The sequence below is a fragment of the Actinomadura graeca genome, assembly GCF_019175365.1.
GTDB classification, from domain to species: domain Bacteria; phylum Actinomycetota; class Actinomycetes; order Streptosporangiales; family Streptosporangiaceae; genus Spirillospora; species Spirillospora graeca.
This window is the reverse complement of record NZ_CP059572.1, coordinates 8,073,309-8,087,715: the sequence shown is the minus strand read 5'-3', so window position 1 is coordinate 8,087,715 and position 14,407 is coordinate 8,073,309. Positions and strand designations below refer to the sequence as shown.

The following is a 14,407-nucleotide window of genomic DNA, read 5'->3' as shown; positions in this document are numbered from 1 at the left end:
GCACGGTCGTCTTGGCAGGGATCACCGGCCGAACGGACAGCATCCCCTCCCCCACCAGCACAAAGACGGAGGCACGATGTCACATCCCGTGTCCGGGAGGAGTGGGTCCCGCCATTCCAGGGATGCGCGCCCTGCACGCCCACACCCCGGGGACGGCGCTTCGGAATGCCGGGACATTTGATGGAACGGTCCTTTGTCAAATTTGGACATTGACATTCGATAATCGATGATCAAGTTGAACGGGGCACTCCCATTCGTCGACTCAACGCAAATCGAAATAAGTGGAAAGTTCGCGATTGACATCACTTGGCATGAAAGTTACTCTCCGTTGAGATCCTGGATCTATCGCCATTCACGGCGCTTGTTCAATCCGGAAAAACCGGCGCCGACCTCTTCGGCAACGAAGAAAAAAACGCGTCCACTCTCCAGCGAAGAGGACCCTATGCGTAAAGGGATCGCCATTTCCGCTGCCGCCGCCGCCACCCTGGCCGTGACCGCGACGTCCGCTGCCCCGGCCGTCGCGTCCGAACCCCTCCTCACCCGCGGTCCGGATGGGGTCACGATCGAGATCGCGACCGTCAACGGCTCCGGCTGCCCGCTCGGCACCGCCGCGATCGCCGTATCGGAGGACAAGGAGGCATTCACCGTCACCTACAGCAGCTACATGGCCCAGGCAGGAGGCTCGGCACCGCCCACGGACTTCCGCAAGAACTGTCAGATCAACATGAAGGTGCACGTCCCGCAGGGCTTCACCTACGCCATCGCGTCGACGGACCACCGCGGCTTCGCCTACCTCCAGCCGGGCGCGTCCGCCGTCCAGCTGGCCAGCTACTACTTCCAGGGCAGCAAGCAGACGGCGGAGGTCCCGCACCACCTGCCCGTCGGGCCCTACAACAAGAGCTGGCAATTCACCGACGACGTTCCGGTGGAACAGCTCGTCTGGAAGGCATGCGGCGAGGAGCGGAACTTCAATATCAATACGCAACTGCGAGTGGACAAGGGAAGCTCGGACGCCTCGAAGGTCAGCTTCGCCACCATGGACTCCACCGACGGCAGCATCAAGACGACCTACCACTTCGCCTGGAAGCGCTGCCCGTAGTCCGCGAACCCCCACCCTGAAGGAGAAGAATCCATGCGTAAAGGATTGGCTGTTTCGGCAGCATGCCTGTCCGCTCTGACACTGACCGCGGGAATGGCCCCCGCCGCGTCGGCGAGCCTGAAGGCCGACCCGCCGCCCCCCGGGCGGATCACCCTTCAGGTCAACACGGTGAACGGCTCCGGCTGCCCGGCCGGGACCGCGGCCGTGGCCGCGTCGAGCGACAACACCGCCTTCACCGTCACCTACAGCGACTACCTGGCGCAGACGGGCGGCAGCTCGAAGCCGACGGACTTCCGTAAGAACTGCCAGCTCAGCCTGGGCGTCCACATCCCGCAGGGCTTCACCTACGCGATCGCGAGCGCCGACTACCGCGGCTTCGCGAGCCTGGCGGACGGCGCGTCCGGGTTGGAACGCGCGAACTACTACCACCAGGGCATGCAGCAGTCGACGCCCGTCAGCCACACCGTCCGCGGCAAGTACTCCGACAACTGGCAGTTCACCGACCGGACGCCGGTCGCGGAGCTCGTCTGGAAGCCGTGCGGTGAGGAGCGCAACTTCAACATCAACACCGAGCTGCGCGTCGACAAGGGCACCTCGTCGCCCGACGAGACCAGCTTCATGTCCTTCGACTCCACCGACGGCAGCGTGAAGACCGTCTACCACTTCGCGTGGAAGAAGTGCCCCGGACACTAGTCCGGTCCGGCCAGGCCGTGCCCTTCCCGGAGGGGCGCGGCCTGGTCCGCCCTCCCGCCTCGATCTTGACGGAGCCGGAGACGCCCTTGGCGGGCGGTGGCGATCAGCATCGCCATGAAGCCGTTGTCGCCGTCGCCGTGCACGGTCGGCGCGAGCCGCATCACGGACGGCCGGACGCCGCGGGAGGCTAGGGAGAGCGTCCTCCTCGCGGTGGCGTGCCGGTCGCCGAGGCCGCCGTATTCCGCCGGGTCCCGCCCGTCCTCCTCGGTCGCGACGCGTCCCGGCGCGATCCCGAGCAGCCCGGACGCGATGACCAGCGGGCGGCCGGTGCCGGCGAGCGCGTCACCGAGGGCCTCGACGGCGCGGCGGTCGGCCAGGGCGGCGTCCTGGAAGCCGCCCGAGAAGGCGAGGTCGTGCTTGAACGCCAGGTGGATCACGCCGTCGGACCCGGCCGCCTGAGAGCGCAGGACGGCGAGGTCGTCGAGCGTCCCGCGGCGCACCTGCGCCCCGGCGGCGGCCAGGGCCGCGGCGAACCTCCTGGGAGACCCGGCCTTCCTGGGCGGAAGGAGATCTGTCGAGCGCGGCGTCACCGAACCGGCCGCGACCCTGACCGCGGAGGCGGGGATCGCCGTCTTCAGGGTGGCGTTCGAACGCTGGGTCGGCGAGGCGGGCGAGAACAGCCTGGGCGCGGCACATCCGGGAGTCGCTCGACATGCTCGTCGCCGTCACCGCGGAGACCGCGCCTCGGTGACGGACGCCGGATGCCTCCGGCGTCCAGGGCCTACCGTGATCGTCCCGGAAGCGTTCAGTCCTCACCGAGGACGGCACGCAGCGGCGTGACGAACCGGGCCGGGTCCTCGGCGAAACCGGTGTGATCCCCGGGGAACATCGTGGGCTCGATGCCCAGGGCCGCGGCGAGCGCCCGGGAGGTGCGGTCGCATTCCTGACCGGCGGAATCCTCGCCGATGCCGATCACGATGCGGGCCGGGGTGGAGCGGAGCGCGTCGAGGTCGGGGCTCCAGCGGGTCGTCCCGCGCAGTTCGTGGGCGAACCAGCGGCGCTCGTCGGCGACCTGCCGCGGGTCGCGTTCACCGCCGAACATCTGCTCCAGGACCTCGCGGGGGATGCCGATGCCGGCGTTGGCCATGAACGCCGCCCAGGCGCCGATGACGTCACCGGCCAGGTAGGTGCCGATGACGTCGTCGGTCTGCGCGCGGATCCGGTCGCGGTCGTCGAGCAGGTCGACCACCGGCGGCTCGTGGGCGATGACGGTGCGGAGCTGATCCGGGCGGGTCTGGGCGAGGGCCAGCGCGGTGACGGCACCGCCGCTGGACCCCAGGATCGTGGCCGGCCCGGCGTCCAGGTGGGCCAGGAGCCGGGAGAGGTCGTCGGCGCGCAGCTCGGGGGTGGAGTCCTGGCCCGGGTCGTCCAGGACGCTGCGGCCGATCCCGCGCGGGTCGGTGGTCAGCACCGTGTGATCGGCGGCGAGCAGGTCGGCCAGCAGCGCGAAGGAGTCGGCGCCCATGGGGGCGCCGACGAGTGCCACCAGGGGCCCCTTCCCCCGCACCTCGTAGTGCAGGCGGGCTCCGGGGACCCGCAGGGTCCGGACGGTCACGTGGGCGGTCGACGCGGAGGCCATCGTCTCTCCTTGGAACGGTCGTGTCAGTGAAACTGAACTGTACTGTACAGGACAGTTGTTCCTGTACTCAAGAGTTCAGTTGGAGAGGGGACGGGGTGCGCCGACCGGCTGGGCTCGGCTCGGCCCGTGCGCCGCGCGCCTCATGTCGCGGGACGGAAGCGGTAGAGCCTCGCGCGGGCGCCGCCGTCCGCCTCCTCGGGGACCGGGACGTCGAACACCAGCGTCACGGGGTCGCCGATGCGCACCTCCGCCGGGTCGCTGTCCACGATGTTGGTCAGGATCCGGGGCCCCTCGGCCAGCTCGACGTAGGCCACGACGTAGGGGGTCAGCTCGCGGTACTCTCCGCGGGCCTTGCGCACCACCGTGTAGGAGTAGACCGTCGCCTCGCCCGACGCCGGCGACCACGTGAGGTCGCGGCCGCCGCAGCGGGGGCAGAACGGCCGCGGGTACCAGAACGGCTTCGCGCATGACTCGCAGCGGGGAAGCATCAGCCGTCCCTCGGCCGTCGCCGCCCAGAACGTTCCGTCCGCTCCGGCCGGTGCGGGACCGGCCCCCGGAAGCGCCGCGCTCATGCGTCCTCCCGTCCGAGGATCAGTGTGGCCGCGGAGCTGCGGGTGGCCAGCCGGCCGCCCGAGCCGTGCACCACCGCCAGCCGGCAGTCGGGGACCTGCACCTCCGCCGCGGCCTCGCCGCGCAGCTGGCGCACCGCCTCGATCATCCGCGCCATCCCTCCCCGGTTGTCCGGCTGGTTGTTGCACAGCCCGCCGCCGTCGGTGTTCATGGGCAGCCGGCCGTGCGGGGCGACCAGCGCGCCGTCCTGGACGAACCGTCCGCCGTGGCCCTTCTCGCAGAAACCGAGGTCCTCCAGCGCCATCAGCGCGGTGATGGTGAAGGAGTCGTAGATGGAGGCGTAGTCGATGTCGGCCGGGGTCACGCCCGCCTCGGCGAAGGCGGCGGGTCCGGACCGGACCGCCGCGGTGCACGTCAGGTCCGGACGGCCGCCGCCGGTGCCCTTGGCCGCCTCGCCGTGGCCGAGGACCGCGGCCGCGCGGCGCGGGAGCAGCCGCGCGACCTCCGGGGCCGCCACGACCACCGCGCCGCCGCCGTCGGTCATGACGCAGCAGTCCAGCCGGTGCAGCGGGTCGCTGATCATCGGCGAGGACACCACGTCGTCGACGGTGACCGGCGTGCGCAGGAACGCGTTCGGGTTGTGCCGCGCGTGCAGCGACGCGGCCACCTTCACCTCGGCGAGCTGCCGGGCGGTGGTGCCGAACTCGTGCATGTGCCGCATCGCTGCCAGCGCGTAGTTGTGGACGGTGTCGGTGATCCCCCAGCGCGTCTCGTAGGGCGTCTCGGGCGCCCCGGACAGGTCGGGTCCGGAGGCGCGCCGCAGGCTGCGCGGGCGTCCGCCCATGACGCACAGCGCGACCCGGCACTTGCCGGCCGCGACGGCGGCGGCGGCGTGCCCGACGTGCGACAGGTACGACGCGCCGCCGGTCTCGGTCGTGTCGAGGTACCGGCAGCGCAGACCCAGGTACTCGGCCATCGACAGCGGCCCGACCCCCGGTGCGTCGGAGTCGCAGAAGTACGCGTCGACGTCCGACGGCGACAGCCCGGCGTCGTCCAGCGCGGCGAAGGCCACCTCGGCGTGGATCTCCGCCACCGACAGGTCGGGGATGTCGCGGCGCGGATGCTCGTGGGCTCCGACGACGAAGGCCCTGGCCCGTGCCGTCATGGCGCGGCCCCGTCGAGCCCGCCGGCGGCGTCGAAGTCCTTCACCCAGCGGTCGAAGCGTTCCGCGAAGTCCGGGATCTCCTCCATCGGGTAGTGCCCGATGCCCGGCATCAGCTCGAAGGCCGCGTGCGGGACGAGGCCGGCGATGCGCCGGACGCGGCTCGGGGGCACGAAGAAGTCGTCCTCGCCGGTGAGGATCCGCACCGGGCAGGTGATGGCGGCCAGCGCCTCGCGGATGTCGTGGGTGAGGGCGCCGTGGATGTCGCTGACGGTGATGTGCCAGTCCTCGCGGCAGTGCATCTGCGCGATCAGCTCGGCGCGCTCGGCCGGGACCGACCGGCCGCACGCCTCGATGGTGCCGAAGTAGGTGCGGTCGCGCATGCTCGGGGACGCGGAGTCCTCCAGGGCCGGGGGCCGCGGCGGGCCGTCATCGCTGGGGAGCACCCCGGACGGGTCGAGGGCGACCACGCCGGACAGGCCGCCCGGCATCCGCGTGGCGATGTCCAGCGCGATGCTGCCGCCGATCGAGCAGCCCAGCAGGTAGGGGCGCTCCAGCTCCAGCGCGGCCATGAGCCGCATGCACCAGCCGGCGTACCAGGACAGGTCGCTGACCGGCCCGCCGGGCGCCGGCTCGGACCGGCCGTGGCCGGGCAGGTCGGCCACGACCACCCCGAAGCCCAGTGCCGCCAGCCCGTCGGCGACGTGCCGGTACTGCACGCCGCTCTGCCCGGCGGTGTGCACGCACAGGACGGCGGGGCGGCCGCCCGGCCAGGTCTCGACGAACGCGAGCCGGCCGTCGATCTCCATGTAGTCGGCGTTATGCACCGGTCGCCTCCGCCGTGACCTCGTGCGCCGTCCCGCGGGCCAGGGCGCGGGCGTGATCGATCATGATCATGACCGCCTTGATCATGCGGAGGTACTGGTAGCCGCTGCCGGAGACGCGGAACCGGCCGTCGCTGGTGCGGCGGACGAAGTCGTTGGACGCGGCGGTGAGCAGCCCGACCCACGCGAGGTCGGTGCCCTCGATGACGAACGTGGCGCCGTCCAGGGACTTGCGCGCGACGTCGATCACCGCGCCGCGGTAGATGCGCAGGTGCACCTGCCGGTCCGCGGCCGCGAACGCGATCACGCCGTCGAAACTGCGCGTGGTGCGGGCGAACCGGGGGTCGCCGGCCAGCCGCTCGCGCAGCCGCCCGCCCCAGCGCACGGACGCGAAGTCGGCGGCGTCCCACTCCGCGGCCGTGTCCGGGGAAAGCGCGACCGGCGTGCTCCAGGCCACCGACGCGCCCGCGCGCACGCGGTCGCGGTCGTCCACGACGTCCACCGACTGGTGGATCGTCGCGCGCGCCGGGTCCGCGCCGGGGACCCGCCGGGTGACGGTGGCCTCCAGCCGCACCGCCGCGCCCGCGGTGCCGCCGCCGGTGCCGGGCGGTCTCCGGTCCCAGCGCAGCGACACCAGTTCCGCGTCGCACGCCGGGCGCACCTGCTCCAGCAGCCGCAGCAGGACCGGCAGCCCGGCGGCGAACGGCGGGTCGTCCGCGGCGTCGGGGCCCGCCGTGACATGCCGGGCACTGCGCGAACGCGCGCCGACGGCGGGTGCGGCGTCCTCGGGCATCGGATCCCCCTCTGTGGTCGGGTTCGGGACGGGGCCGGGACGTGTTCTCACGCGCCCTCCATGGGGGTGTCGGGGGTGCCGAGCTCCCGGGACAGCGCCTGCGCGCGCGATGCGACGAGCTTCCCGATCGTGTGGACCTGCGCGTCCGAGATCCGGAACGTCGGGCCGACGACGCTGACCGCGGCGGCGACGCTGCCGTCCGGCCAGTGGACGGTCGCGGCGATGGCGGTCACGCCGTCCTCCAGGGTGTGGCTGGCCGTGACGTAGCCGGACTCGCCGCACCGGTCCTGCAGCGCGGTGCCGATCGCGGTGCCCTTGAGCGGCACGGTCTTGCCGAGCCAGCCCCGGTGCCGGATCGACTTGTCGCTCTCCGCCAGGCGCGCGTACAGCACCGTGTCCTGCGGCCCGGCGACGCCCAGGTAGGCGCTCTCCCCCACCTCGTCGCGCAGTGCCGCGAGGTGCGGTTCCGCGAGCCGGTACAGCGGGACGCTGCTCATGAACCGGGCCGCCACCTGGATGAGCCGGCTCGCACCGTGGTACGCGCCGTCCTCCTCGCGCCGGACGAACTCGGTCGCCTCCAGCGTGCGCAGCAGCCGTGACGCGGTCGCGGGGCTCAGGTTGACCCGCCGCGCGAGCTCCACCAGGCCGAGGCCGTCGTTGGTGGCGACCTCCACCAGCAGCGTCAGAGCCCGTTCCACGGTGCGCGTCGGCACCCGACCGTTGTCTGTCGACACCCTGTTCGTCCTCCGTGGTCGTCTTGCACCGATTGCTTGCCCTGGCACTCGGCCGTGTGCTTTCATCTAGTGACCTTCGATTTTTACTAGATGACAGGGTGGCAGATGAGCGGCGAGCTGTCCAGCGGCGGGACACCGACACGGGTCGACCTCGTGATCGCCCACGCGGCCGAGGTGCTCACGTGCCGGCCCGTGTCGGGACGGGGCGTCCGCGGCGCCGCGCTCGGCCGTCCCGAGCGCATCGCCGACGGCGCGCTCGCCATCGACGGCGGCCGCATCATGACGGTCGGCGCCTCCGCCGAGGTGCTCGCGCGCTTCGCCGGACGCGAGGTGCTCGACGCCACCGGCAAGCTGGTCACGCCCGGGTTCGTGGACACGCACACGCACCTGGTGCACGAGGGTTCCCGGCACGAGGAGTGGGGGCACAAGGTGCTCGGCACCGCGCCCGGCACGCTCGCCGGCGGCATCGAGCACACCGCCCGCACGACCGGGGCGGCCGGGTTCCGGCGGCTGCGCGAAGGCGCGCTCGCCCGGCTGGACACGATGCTGGCGCACGGCACGACCACCGCGGAGGCGAAGTCGGGCTACGGCCTGACGCCCGCGTCCGAGCGCCGGATCCTGGAGGTCACCGCGGCCCTCGACCATCCGGTCGACCTGGTCGGAACGTTCCTGGGCGCGCACGTCCCGCCGGAGGGCACGCCGCGCGGCCGCCACCTCGACGGCGTCGTCGCGCAGCTGGCCGAGGTGCGCCACCTGGCGGAGTACTGCGACGTGACCTGCGACCCGGCGGGCTTCACCCCCGCCGAATGCGAGCGGATCGCCCGCGCCGCCCGCGAGCACGGGTACGGGCTGCGCGTCCACGCCGACCAGACGGGCTACGGCGGCGGCGCGGAGATGGCGATCGAGGCGGGCGCCGCGTCGGTGGACCACCTGGAGCACGTCTCCGACCGGGCCATCGGGATGTTCGCCGACTCGGGCACCGCCGCGACGCTGCTGCCCGGCGTGACCTATCACCTCATGGACATGGTGCCCGGGCCCCGCGGGGGTTCGTGGTCGGACGCCCGGCACCCGCGGCTGGCCGAGCGCTACCGGCGGCTCATCGACTCCGGTGCGCTGGTCGTGCTCGCCACCGACTACAACCCCGGCAGCAGCCCCACCCTCTCGATGCAGGCCGTCATGCAGCTCGCGGCCCGCCTCTACCGGCTCGGCTACGGCGAGGCGTGGCACATGAGCACCATCAACGCCGCCGTCTCGCTGGGCAGGGACGCCGACATCGGCAGCTTGGAAACGGGCAAGCGGGCGGATGCCGTGGTCTGGAACGTTCCGTCCCACGAGATGGTCGTCAACCGCTTCGGAGCCAACCTCGTGTCATCGGTGATCAAGGACGGTGTCGTCGCACGCGGCGGGGCACGGCGCCCGGTGACCGTCGCGGGCCGCACGGACGCGGAGGCCCGGGCATGACCGCGCGGAGACGACCCCCGGTGGCCGAGGGCGGTGCGCGGTGAGCGATCAGGCACGGGGACCGCACGGGCCCGCCGCGCTCGGCGGCATCAGGGTGCTCGATCTCGGGCGTGTGCTGTCGGGTCCCCTCTGCGGCCGGATCCTCGCCGACCTCGGCGCCGAGGTCATCAAGATCGAGCCGCCCGGGGGCGTCGACGCCCGGCGGTTCGGGCCGTTCTACCAGGGCACCAGCAGCTACCACCGGCTTCTCAACCGGAACAAGTTCGGCATCACGCTGGACCTGAAGTCCGACGGGGGTCGCCGTGCGCTCACCGGGCTCGTCCGGCGCTCCGACGTGCTCGTCGAGAACTTCCGGCCCGGGGTCATCGACCGGCTCGGCTTCCCGCCCGAGCGGCTGCTGGAGATCAACCCGCGGCTGGTGGCGGTCAGCATCAGCGGCTACGGCCGCACCGGGCCGCTGTCCGGCCGGCCCGCCTACGACCTCATCGTCCAGGCGGCGTCGGGGCTGATGTCGGTGACCGGGCCGGACGGCGGGCCGCCGGCGCGGGCCGGCGTCAGCGTCGGCGACGTCGTGCCCGGCCTGTACGCCGCGACCGCCGTGCTGGCGGCGCTGCACGAGCGGGCGAGGACCGGGCGCGGCCAGCACGTCGACGTGGCGATGTTCGACGGGCTGCTGTCCATCCTGGAGTCCGTCGCGATGCGCGCGCTGCTCACCGACGAGCCGATCGGGCCCGCCGGCAGCCACCACGCGATCAGCGCGCCGTTCGGCACCTTCGCCACCCGCGACCGGCCGGTCGCGATCGCGGTGGCCAACGACCCGCTGTTCGCCGCGCTCGCGTCGGCGCTCGGCCACCCCGAGTGGACCCGCGACGCCCGCTTCCGCACCGACGACGAGCGCGGACGGCACCGGCGCGACCTGCAGAAGGAACTGGAGGCGGAGCTCGCCGGCCGGACGCGGGACCAGGTCATCGAGGTGCTGTCGGCGGCGGGCGTACCCTGCGGGCCGGTGCTCGGCGTCCGCGAGGCACTGCGCCACGGGCAGGCCGAGGCGCGCGGCATGGTGCGCGCCGAGACCGACGGCTTCCCGACGCTGGACAACGGCTTCCGGGTGACGGGCTCGCGCCAGGACGCCTTCCCGGCGCCGGAGCCGGGCCAGCACGACCACCTCGTCGCCGGGTGGATGGACGAACCGGTGCGCACCGGGGGCGGACGGGAGGACCACGATGTTTGACCTGCTCGACGACCAGCGGCAGGAGTTCCGCGCCACCCTGCGGGAGTTCTGCCGCAAGGAGGTGATGCCCGGCGCGGCGCGGCGGGACGCCGAGGCGGAGTACCCGGCCGAGCTGGTCGGCCGGCTGGCCGGCATGGGGCTCATGGGCATCACGGTCCCCGAGGAGTTCGGCGGCCTGGGCCTGGACATGGTCACCCAGGTGCTCGCGATGGAGGAGGTCGCCTACGCCGACGCGTCGCTGGGATCGGTGTTCGCCGGCCACTACCTCGGCATGGAGACGCTGCGCGGGTTCGGCTCGCCCGAGCAGCGCAAGCGGTACCTGCCCGGCCTCGCCGCCGGATCGTTCCGGGCCGCCTTCGCCCTGACCGAGCCGGACGCCGGCTCCGACATCAGCCGGATCCGGACCCGCGCCACGGCCGGGCCGGACGGCTGGACGCTGACGGGCGGCAAGACCTTCACCAGCAACGCCCGCGAGTCCGACGTGCTCGTCGTGTTCGCCATGACCGAACCCGGCGCGGGCTTCCGGGGCATCACCGCGTTCCTCGTCCCCACCGGCGCCGAGGGCCTCGGCTTCTCCTCACCCATCGAGAAGCTCGGCATCCGCGGCGAGCACGCCTACGAGGTGTCCCTCGACGGCGTCCGGGTGGAACGGTCCGCCACGCTCGGCGATCCGGGCGAGGGCGGCCGCATCGCGCTGGAGGTCCTCAACAGCGCGCGCATCGACGTGGCGGCGCTGGCCAACGGCGTCGCGATGCGGGCCCTGGACCTCGCGACCGGATACGCGTCCACGCGGATCCAGTTCGGCCGCCCGATCCGCGAGCTCCAGGCGATCCAGCTGCTGCTCGCCGAGATCGACACGCTGGTCCGGTCGGGGCGCCTGCACGCCTACCACGCGGCGGCGCTGCGCGACCGGGACGAGGACGTCCGGCGGGAGGGCTCGATCGCCAAGTACGTGGCGAGCGAGAACTGCTTCCAGGCCGTCGACAAGGCCCTCCAGATCCACGGGGGCTACGGCTACGTGAAGGAGAGCGAGATCGAGCGTCTCTACCGGGACTGCCGGATCTTCCGGATCTACGAGGGCACCTCGCAGATCCAGCTGCTCACCATCGCGAAACTGCTGGCCCGGCTCCACGACAGGCACGGAACCGTGGTCTAGCCACGAGCGGACCATGGTCCCGGCCGCGCGGGGCGGCCGGCCACGACAACGAACAGGCAGATCCACAACAGACGGCGTGGCACGGGAGAGGCGCCACGCCTTGGGCGAGACGTGCCCTGCGGGCCGTCCCCCGCGGTGGCGCGCCCGCCGCGTGATCGTCGATCCCTTCTTGGAGTTCGGGTGATGGTGGAGACAGTGAGAGAACCGGTGACCGGGCGGAGCGTCTGGACGGCGGCCGACATCGGCGACGAGGAGTCCTACGCGCGGAGGTTCACCGAGGACGACCTCCTGGAGTTCGACCGGGCGCTGGCGGGCGTCCGGGACACACCGGCGCAGGGGCTGTCCAAGCGCGACTTCCCGCTGCCGGGCTTCGCGGAGAAGGTCCGCGACGTCGTCGACGAGCTCGAGCACGGCACCGGGTTCGTGCTCCTGCGGGGCCTGCCGATCCACGACCGCTACAGCGTCGAGGAGGCCACGAAGATCTACTGGGCCATCGGCCTGCACATGGGCGAGCTGGTCCCCCAGAACCGCAAGGGCGAGCTGATCGGGCACATCCGGAACCTCGGCGCCAAGGGCCACAACGCGCGGGGGTACGCGACGGCCTCGGCGGCCGCGTTCCACACCGACCAGACCGACATCGTCGGGCTGATGTGCCTGAACCAGGCGCGGAGCGGGGGCATCAGCCTCGTCGCCAGCGCGATGACCGCCTACAACATCGTGCTGGAGGAGCACCCGGAGTGGCTCGACATCCTCTACAAGCGGTTCCCGACCGACTGGGTCAGCGAGGAGCCGCCCGGCAGCCCCGGCTGGTACTACTCGCGCCTGTACTCCTCCGTGGACGGCCTGCTGTCGGCCGCCTACCGCACCGGCCGGATCATCAGCGCGACCCGGTTCCCGGACGTGCCGCGCCTCAGCGCGCGTGAGGTGTCGTGCCTGCTGTTCCTCGACGAGATCCCGACCCGGCCGGGGATCGCGCTGGACATGACGCTGGAGGTCGGCGACATCCAGTTCGTCAACAACTTCGTGACGGTGCACAGCCGCACCGGCTTCGTGGACGACCCCGACGACCCGCGTTTCCAGCGGCACCTGCTGCGCCTGTGGGTCAGCCGCCCCGACACCGGCCGGGTCGTGTGCCCCGAGTACCACTACTGGCGCAGCGGCATCCCGCGCCTGGAGTGGGCGCGGTCGGCGTGACCCCCGTCCCCGCAGCGATCAGGAGTTCATCGTGAGCACGCAAGTACTGAACCGGCCGGTGACCGGCCCGAACGTGTGGACCGCCGCCGACCTGCCGTCCGACGAGGCGTTCGTGCGGCACCTCACCCCCGCCGAGCTGGACGCCGCCGACGAGGCGCTCGCCGCGGCGGCCGGCCGCCCGGTCCACGGGCCGGCGCGCGGGGACCTTCCCGCCCCCGGCCTCGCCGGGTTGGCCGCCGACCTGGTCGAGAGGCTTGAGAACGGCGCGGGCTACGTGGTCCTGCGCGGCCTCCCGCTCGGGACGCGGTACTCGCCCGAGCAGGCGTCGCGGATCCAGTGGACGCTCGCCCGGCACATCGGCGAGGTCGTGCCGCAGAACCGCGACGGCGACCTGGCCGAGGTCCTGGAGGACCCCCGCCACCCCGCCCAGCGGAGCGGGAGCCACGCCAGCAAGGCGGGCGCGCCGTTCCACACCGACCCCGCCGACGTCACGGGCTACCTGTGCCTGGCCCCGGCCCGGAGCGGCGGCGCACGCGTGGTGGCCAGCACCGCGACGATCTACAACGCCCTGGTCGCCGAGCATCCCGAATGGCTGGAGCTGGTCTACCGGGACTTCGCCACCGACTGGGACGGCCGGCAGCCCGACGGCGAGCCCGGCTGGAGCCCGCGGCCGATCTTCTCCGTCGCCGGCGGCGCGCTGACCTGCTCGCTGTCGCCCAAGCGGATCATCAGCGCGATGCGGTTCGAGGAGGTCCCGCGGCTGAACGCCGAGGAGATGACCTGCCTGATGTACCTGGAGTCGCTGCTGCGCCGCCCGGGGACGGCGGTCCACGTGGAGCCGCGGCCCGGCGACATGGAGTTCGTCAACAACCACACGGTGATCCACTCGCGTACCGGGTTCGTCGACGACCCGTCGGACCCCGGCCACCGGCGCCGGCTTCAGCGCCTGTGGATCAGCCGCGGCGCCGACGGGCGGCCGCTGGTGCCGGCCCTGCGGCGGTGGCGGGCGGGGATCGCGTGAGGACCCCGGCGGCACCTCACCGCGGCGGCCGCGCGGGCGGCCCCTCGAAGGTCATGCGCGCCTCCGACCACTCGTCGAGCGGCCGGGCGGCGTGGTCGGCCCACTGCCGCAGCCACGCCATGCCCTCGGTCACAACGTGGCGGGGGGCCGAGCCGAGCGCGGCGGCGAGGTCGAGGGCGGCCGCGAGCGCCTGCCCGGCGGGCACGGCGTCGGTGACCAGGCCGTGCGCCGCGGCCTCCTCGGTGTCGAAGTACCGGCCGGTCAGCGCCCAGCGCAGCACGACGTCCGGCCGGACCCGGCGGACCACGTTGGGCACCGCGCCCATCGGGAAGTATCCGGACCGCGCCTCGGGGAACCCGAAGCGGGCCGAGGAGCCGGCCACGGCGTACGTGCACGCGCCGGCGAGGCCGAGCCCCAGGCCGAGCGCCCAGCCCTCGACCGCGGCGACGACCGGCAGCGCGGTGGTGCGCACGGCGCGGAGCAGCCGCGCATGAGGTGTCTCGCGCCACGGGACGGCCGCCGGGTCCGGCGCGGGCTCGCCCGTGTCGGCCCCCGAGGAGAGGTCGCCGCCCTCGCCGCACAGCACGATCGCGGTGACGCCGGGGTCGGCGTCGAGGCGGGCGACCGCCTCGGCCAGGAGCGTCGCGGCCGCCGAGTCGATGGCGTTGCGCCGGTGCGGCCTGCGGATCTCGACCAGCCCCACCGGGCCGTTCACATCGGTACGCAGCGGTTCGGTACTCACGCGCTTCTCCTCGCGGTCGGGCGGCGCGGTCGATCGTACCCACAGGCGACGACCGAAGTTCGCCGCAATGGACAACGCAATCGACCAA

The 14,407-nt window shown here is 72.9% G+C and carries 15 protein-coding genes; 7 read left to right on the top strand and 8 right to left on the bottom strand.

Annotated features, from left to right (window positions below; translation table 11 throughout):
- Positions 1-442: 442 nt before the first annotated feature.
- Together AGRA3207_RS36050 and AGRA3207_RS36045 are read left to right on the top strand one after the other, a co-directional pair.
- On the top strand, positions 443-1,099 hold the full coding sequence (locus AGRA3207_RS36050) for a DUF4360 domain-containing protein (protein WP_231331781.1): 657 nt from the start codon (positions 443-445) through the stop codon (positions 1,097-1,099).
- Between the two features lie 33 nt (positions 1,100-1,132).
- Complete coding sequence (locus AGRA3207_RS36045) at positions 1,133-1,792, top strand: DUF4360 domain-containing protein (protein WP_231331780.1); 660 nt, start codon at positions 1,133-1,135, stop codon at positions 1,790-1,792.
- Here the strand turns inward: AGRA3207_RS36045 and AGRA3207_RS36040 are convergent.
- The 7 genes from AGRA3207_RS36040 to AGRA3207_RS36010 all read right to left on the bottom strand — a co-directional run bounded on the left by AGRA3207_RS36040 (position 1,789) and on the right by AGRA3207_RS36010 (position 7,493).
- Complete coding sequence (locus AGRA3207_RS36040; RefSeq protein ID WP_231331779.1) at positions 1,789-2,382, bottom strand: Rossmann-fold NAD(P)-binding domain-containing protein; 594 nt, start codon at positions 2,380-2,382, stop codon at positions 1,789-1,791. The two genes, AGRA3207_RS36045 and AGRA3207_RS36040, sit on opposite strands and share 4 nt — an antisense overlap.
- A gap of 215 nt (positions 2,383-2,597) precedes the next feature.
- Positions 2,598-3,431, bottom strand: coding sequence for an alpha/beta fold hydrolase (locus tag AGRA3207_RS36035; RefSeq protein WP_231331778.1), 834 nt, complete (start codon positions 3,429-3,431; stop codon positions 2,598-2,600).
- A 140-nt stretch (positions 3,432-3,571) separates the two neighbouring features.
- A complete protein-coding gene (locus tag AGRA3207_RS36030; RefSeq protein WP_231331777.1) occupies positions 3,572-4,003 on the bottom strand; it encodes a Zn-ribbon domain-containing OB-fold protein in 432 nt (143 codons plus the stop codon).
- Positions 4,000-5,166 (bottom strand): thiolase domain-containing protein, encoded by a 1,167-nt coding sequence (locus AGRA3207_RS36025; RefSeq protein WP_231331776.1) that lies wholly within the window; start codon positions 5,164-5,166, stop codon positions 4,000-4,002. Before AGRA3207_RS36025 ends, AGRA3207_RS36030 begins: the two co-directional genes overlap by 4 nt.
- Positions 5,163-5,990, bottom strand: coding sequence for an alpha/beta hydrolase (locus AGRA3207_RS36020; RefSeq protein ID WP_231331775.1), 828 nt, complete (start codon positions 5,988-5,990; stop codon positions 5,163-5,165). The genes AGRA3207_RS36025 and AGRA3207_RS36020 overlap by 4 nt, the downstream gene beginning before the upstream one ends.
- Entirely contained in the window at positions 5,983-6,780 is a 798-nt protein-coding gene (locus tag AGRA3207_RS36015; RefSeq protein WP_231331774.1) for a hypothetical protein, read from the bottom strand. Before AGRA3207_RS36015 ends, AGRA3207_RS36020 begins: the two co-directional genes overlap by 8 nt.
- Before the next feature lie 47 nt (positions 6,781-6,827).
- Complete coding sequence (locus tag AGRA3207_RS36010; protein ID WP_231331773.1) at positions 6,828-7,493, bottom strand: IclR family transcriptional regulator; 666 nt, start codon at positions 7,491-7,493, stop codon at positions 6,828-6,830.
- A gap of 111 nt (positions 7,494-7,604) precedes the next feature.
- On the opposite strand from AGRA3207_RS36010, the gene hutI reads away from it, so the two are divergent.
- The 5 genes from hutI (at position 7,605) to AGRA3207_RS35985 (ending at position 13,577) form a co-directional block, all read left to right on the top strand.
- Positions 7,605-8,975 carry an imidazolonepropionase gene (hutI, locus tag AGRA3207_RS36005; RefSeq protein ID WP_231331772.1) on the top strand — a complete coding sequence of 457 codons (1,371 nt, stop codon included), beginning with the start codon at positions 7,605-7,607 and terminating at the stop codon, positions 8,973-8,975.
- Between the two features lie 40 nt (positions 8,976-9,015).
- Entirely contained in the window at positions 9,016-10,206 is a 1,191-nt protein-coding gene (locus AGRA3207_RS36000; protein ID WP_231331771.1) for a CaiB/BaiF CoA transferase family protein, read from the top strand.
- Positions 10,199-11,362: an acyl-CoA dehydrogenase family protein gene (locus AGRA3207_RS35995; RefSeq protein ID WP_231331770.1), complete on the top strand. Its 1,164-nt coding sequence runs from the start codon at positions 10,199-10,201 to the stop codon at positions 11,360-11,362. Before AGRA3207_RS36000 ends, AGRA3207_RS35995 begins: the two co-directional genes overlap by 8 nt.
- Before the next feature lie 183 nt (positions 11,363-11,545).
- The gene (locus AGRA3207_RS35990) at positions 11,546-12,556 is read left to right on the top strand and encodes a TauD/TfdA family dioxygenase (protein WP_231331769.1); all 1,011 of its coding nucleotides are present in this window, start codon (positions 11,546-11,548) and stop codon (positions 12,554-12,556) included.
- A 31-nt stretch (positions 12,557-12,587) separates the two neighbouring features.
- The gene (locus AGRA3207_RS35985; RefSeq protein WP_231331767.1) at positions 12,588-13,577 is read left to right on the top strand and encodes a TauD/TfdA family dioxygenase; all 990 of its coding nucleotides are present in this window, start codon (positions 12,588-12,590) and stop codon (positions 13,575-13,577) included.
- Between the two features lie 16 nt (positions 13,578-13,593).
- Here the strand turns inward: AGRA3207_RS35985 and AGRA3207_RS35980 are convergent, their stop codons facing one another.
- Positions 13,594-14,319, bottom strand: coding sequence for an enoyl-CoA hydratase/isomerase family protein (locus tag AGRA3207_RS35980; RefSeq protein ID WP_231331766.1), 726 nt, complete (start codon positions 14,317-14,319; stop codon positions 13,594-13,596).
- Positions 14,320-14,407: the final 88 nt, after the last annotated feature.

Bases quoted from the DNA above. Each gene is read 5' to 3' on its own strand.
- AGRA3207_RS35990 (WP_231331769.1), top strand. From the start codon at position 11,546: ATGGTGGAGACAGTGAGAGAACCGGTGACCGGGCGGAGCGTCTGGACG.
- AGRA3207_RS36035 (WP_231331778.1), bottom strand. From the start codon at position 3,431: ATGGCCTCCGCGTCGACCGCCCACGTGACCGTCCGGACCCTGCGGGTC.
- AGRA3207_RS36045 (WP_231331780.1), top strand. From the start codon at position 1,133: ATGCGTAAAGGATTGGCTGTTTCGGCAGCATGCCTGTCCGCTCTGACA.
- AGRA3207_RS35995 (WP_231331770.1), top strand. From the start codon at position 10,199: ATGTTTGACCTGCTCGACGACCAGCGGCAGGAGTTCCGCGCCACCCTG.
- AGRA3207_RS36030 (WP_231331777.1), bottom strand. From the start codon at position 4,003: ATGAGCGCGGCGCTTCCGGGGGCCGGTCCCGCACCGGCCGGAGCGGAC.
- AGRA3207_RS36050 (WP_231331781.1), top strand. From the start codon at position 443: ATGCGTAAAGGGATCGCCATTTCCGCTGCCGCCGCCGCCACCCTGGCC.
- hutI (WP_231331772.1), top strand. From the start codon at position 7,605: ATGACAGGGTGGCAGATGAGCGGCGAGCTGTCCAGCGGCGGGACACCG.
- AGRA3207_RS36015 (WP_231331774.1), bottom strand. From the start codon at position 6,780: ATGCCCGAGGACGCCGCACCCGCCGTCGGCGCGCGTTCGCGCAGTGCC.
- AGRA3207_RS36025 (WP_231331776.1), bottom strand. From the start codon at position 5,166: ATGACGGCACGGGCCAGGGCCTTCGTCGTCGGAGCCCACGAGCATCCG.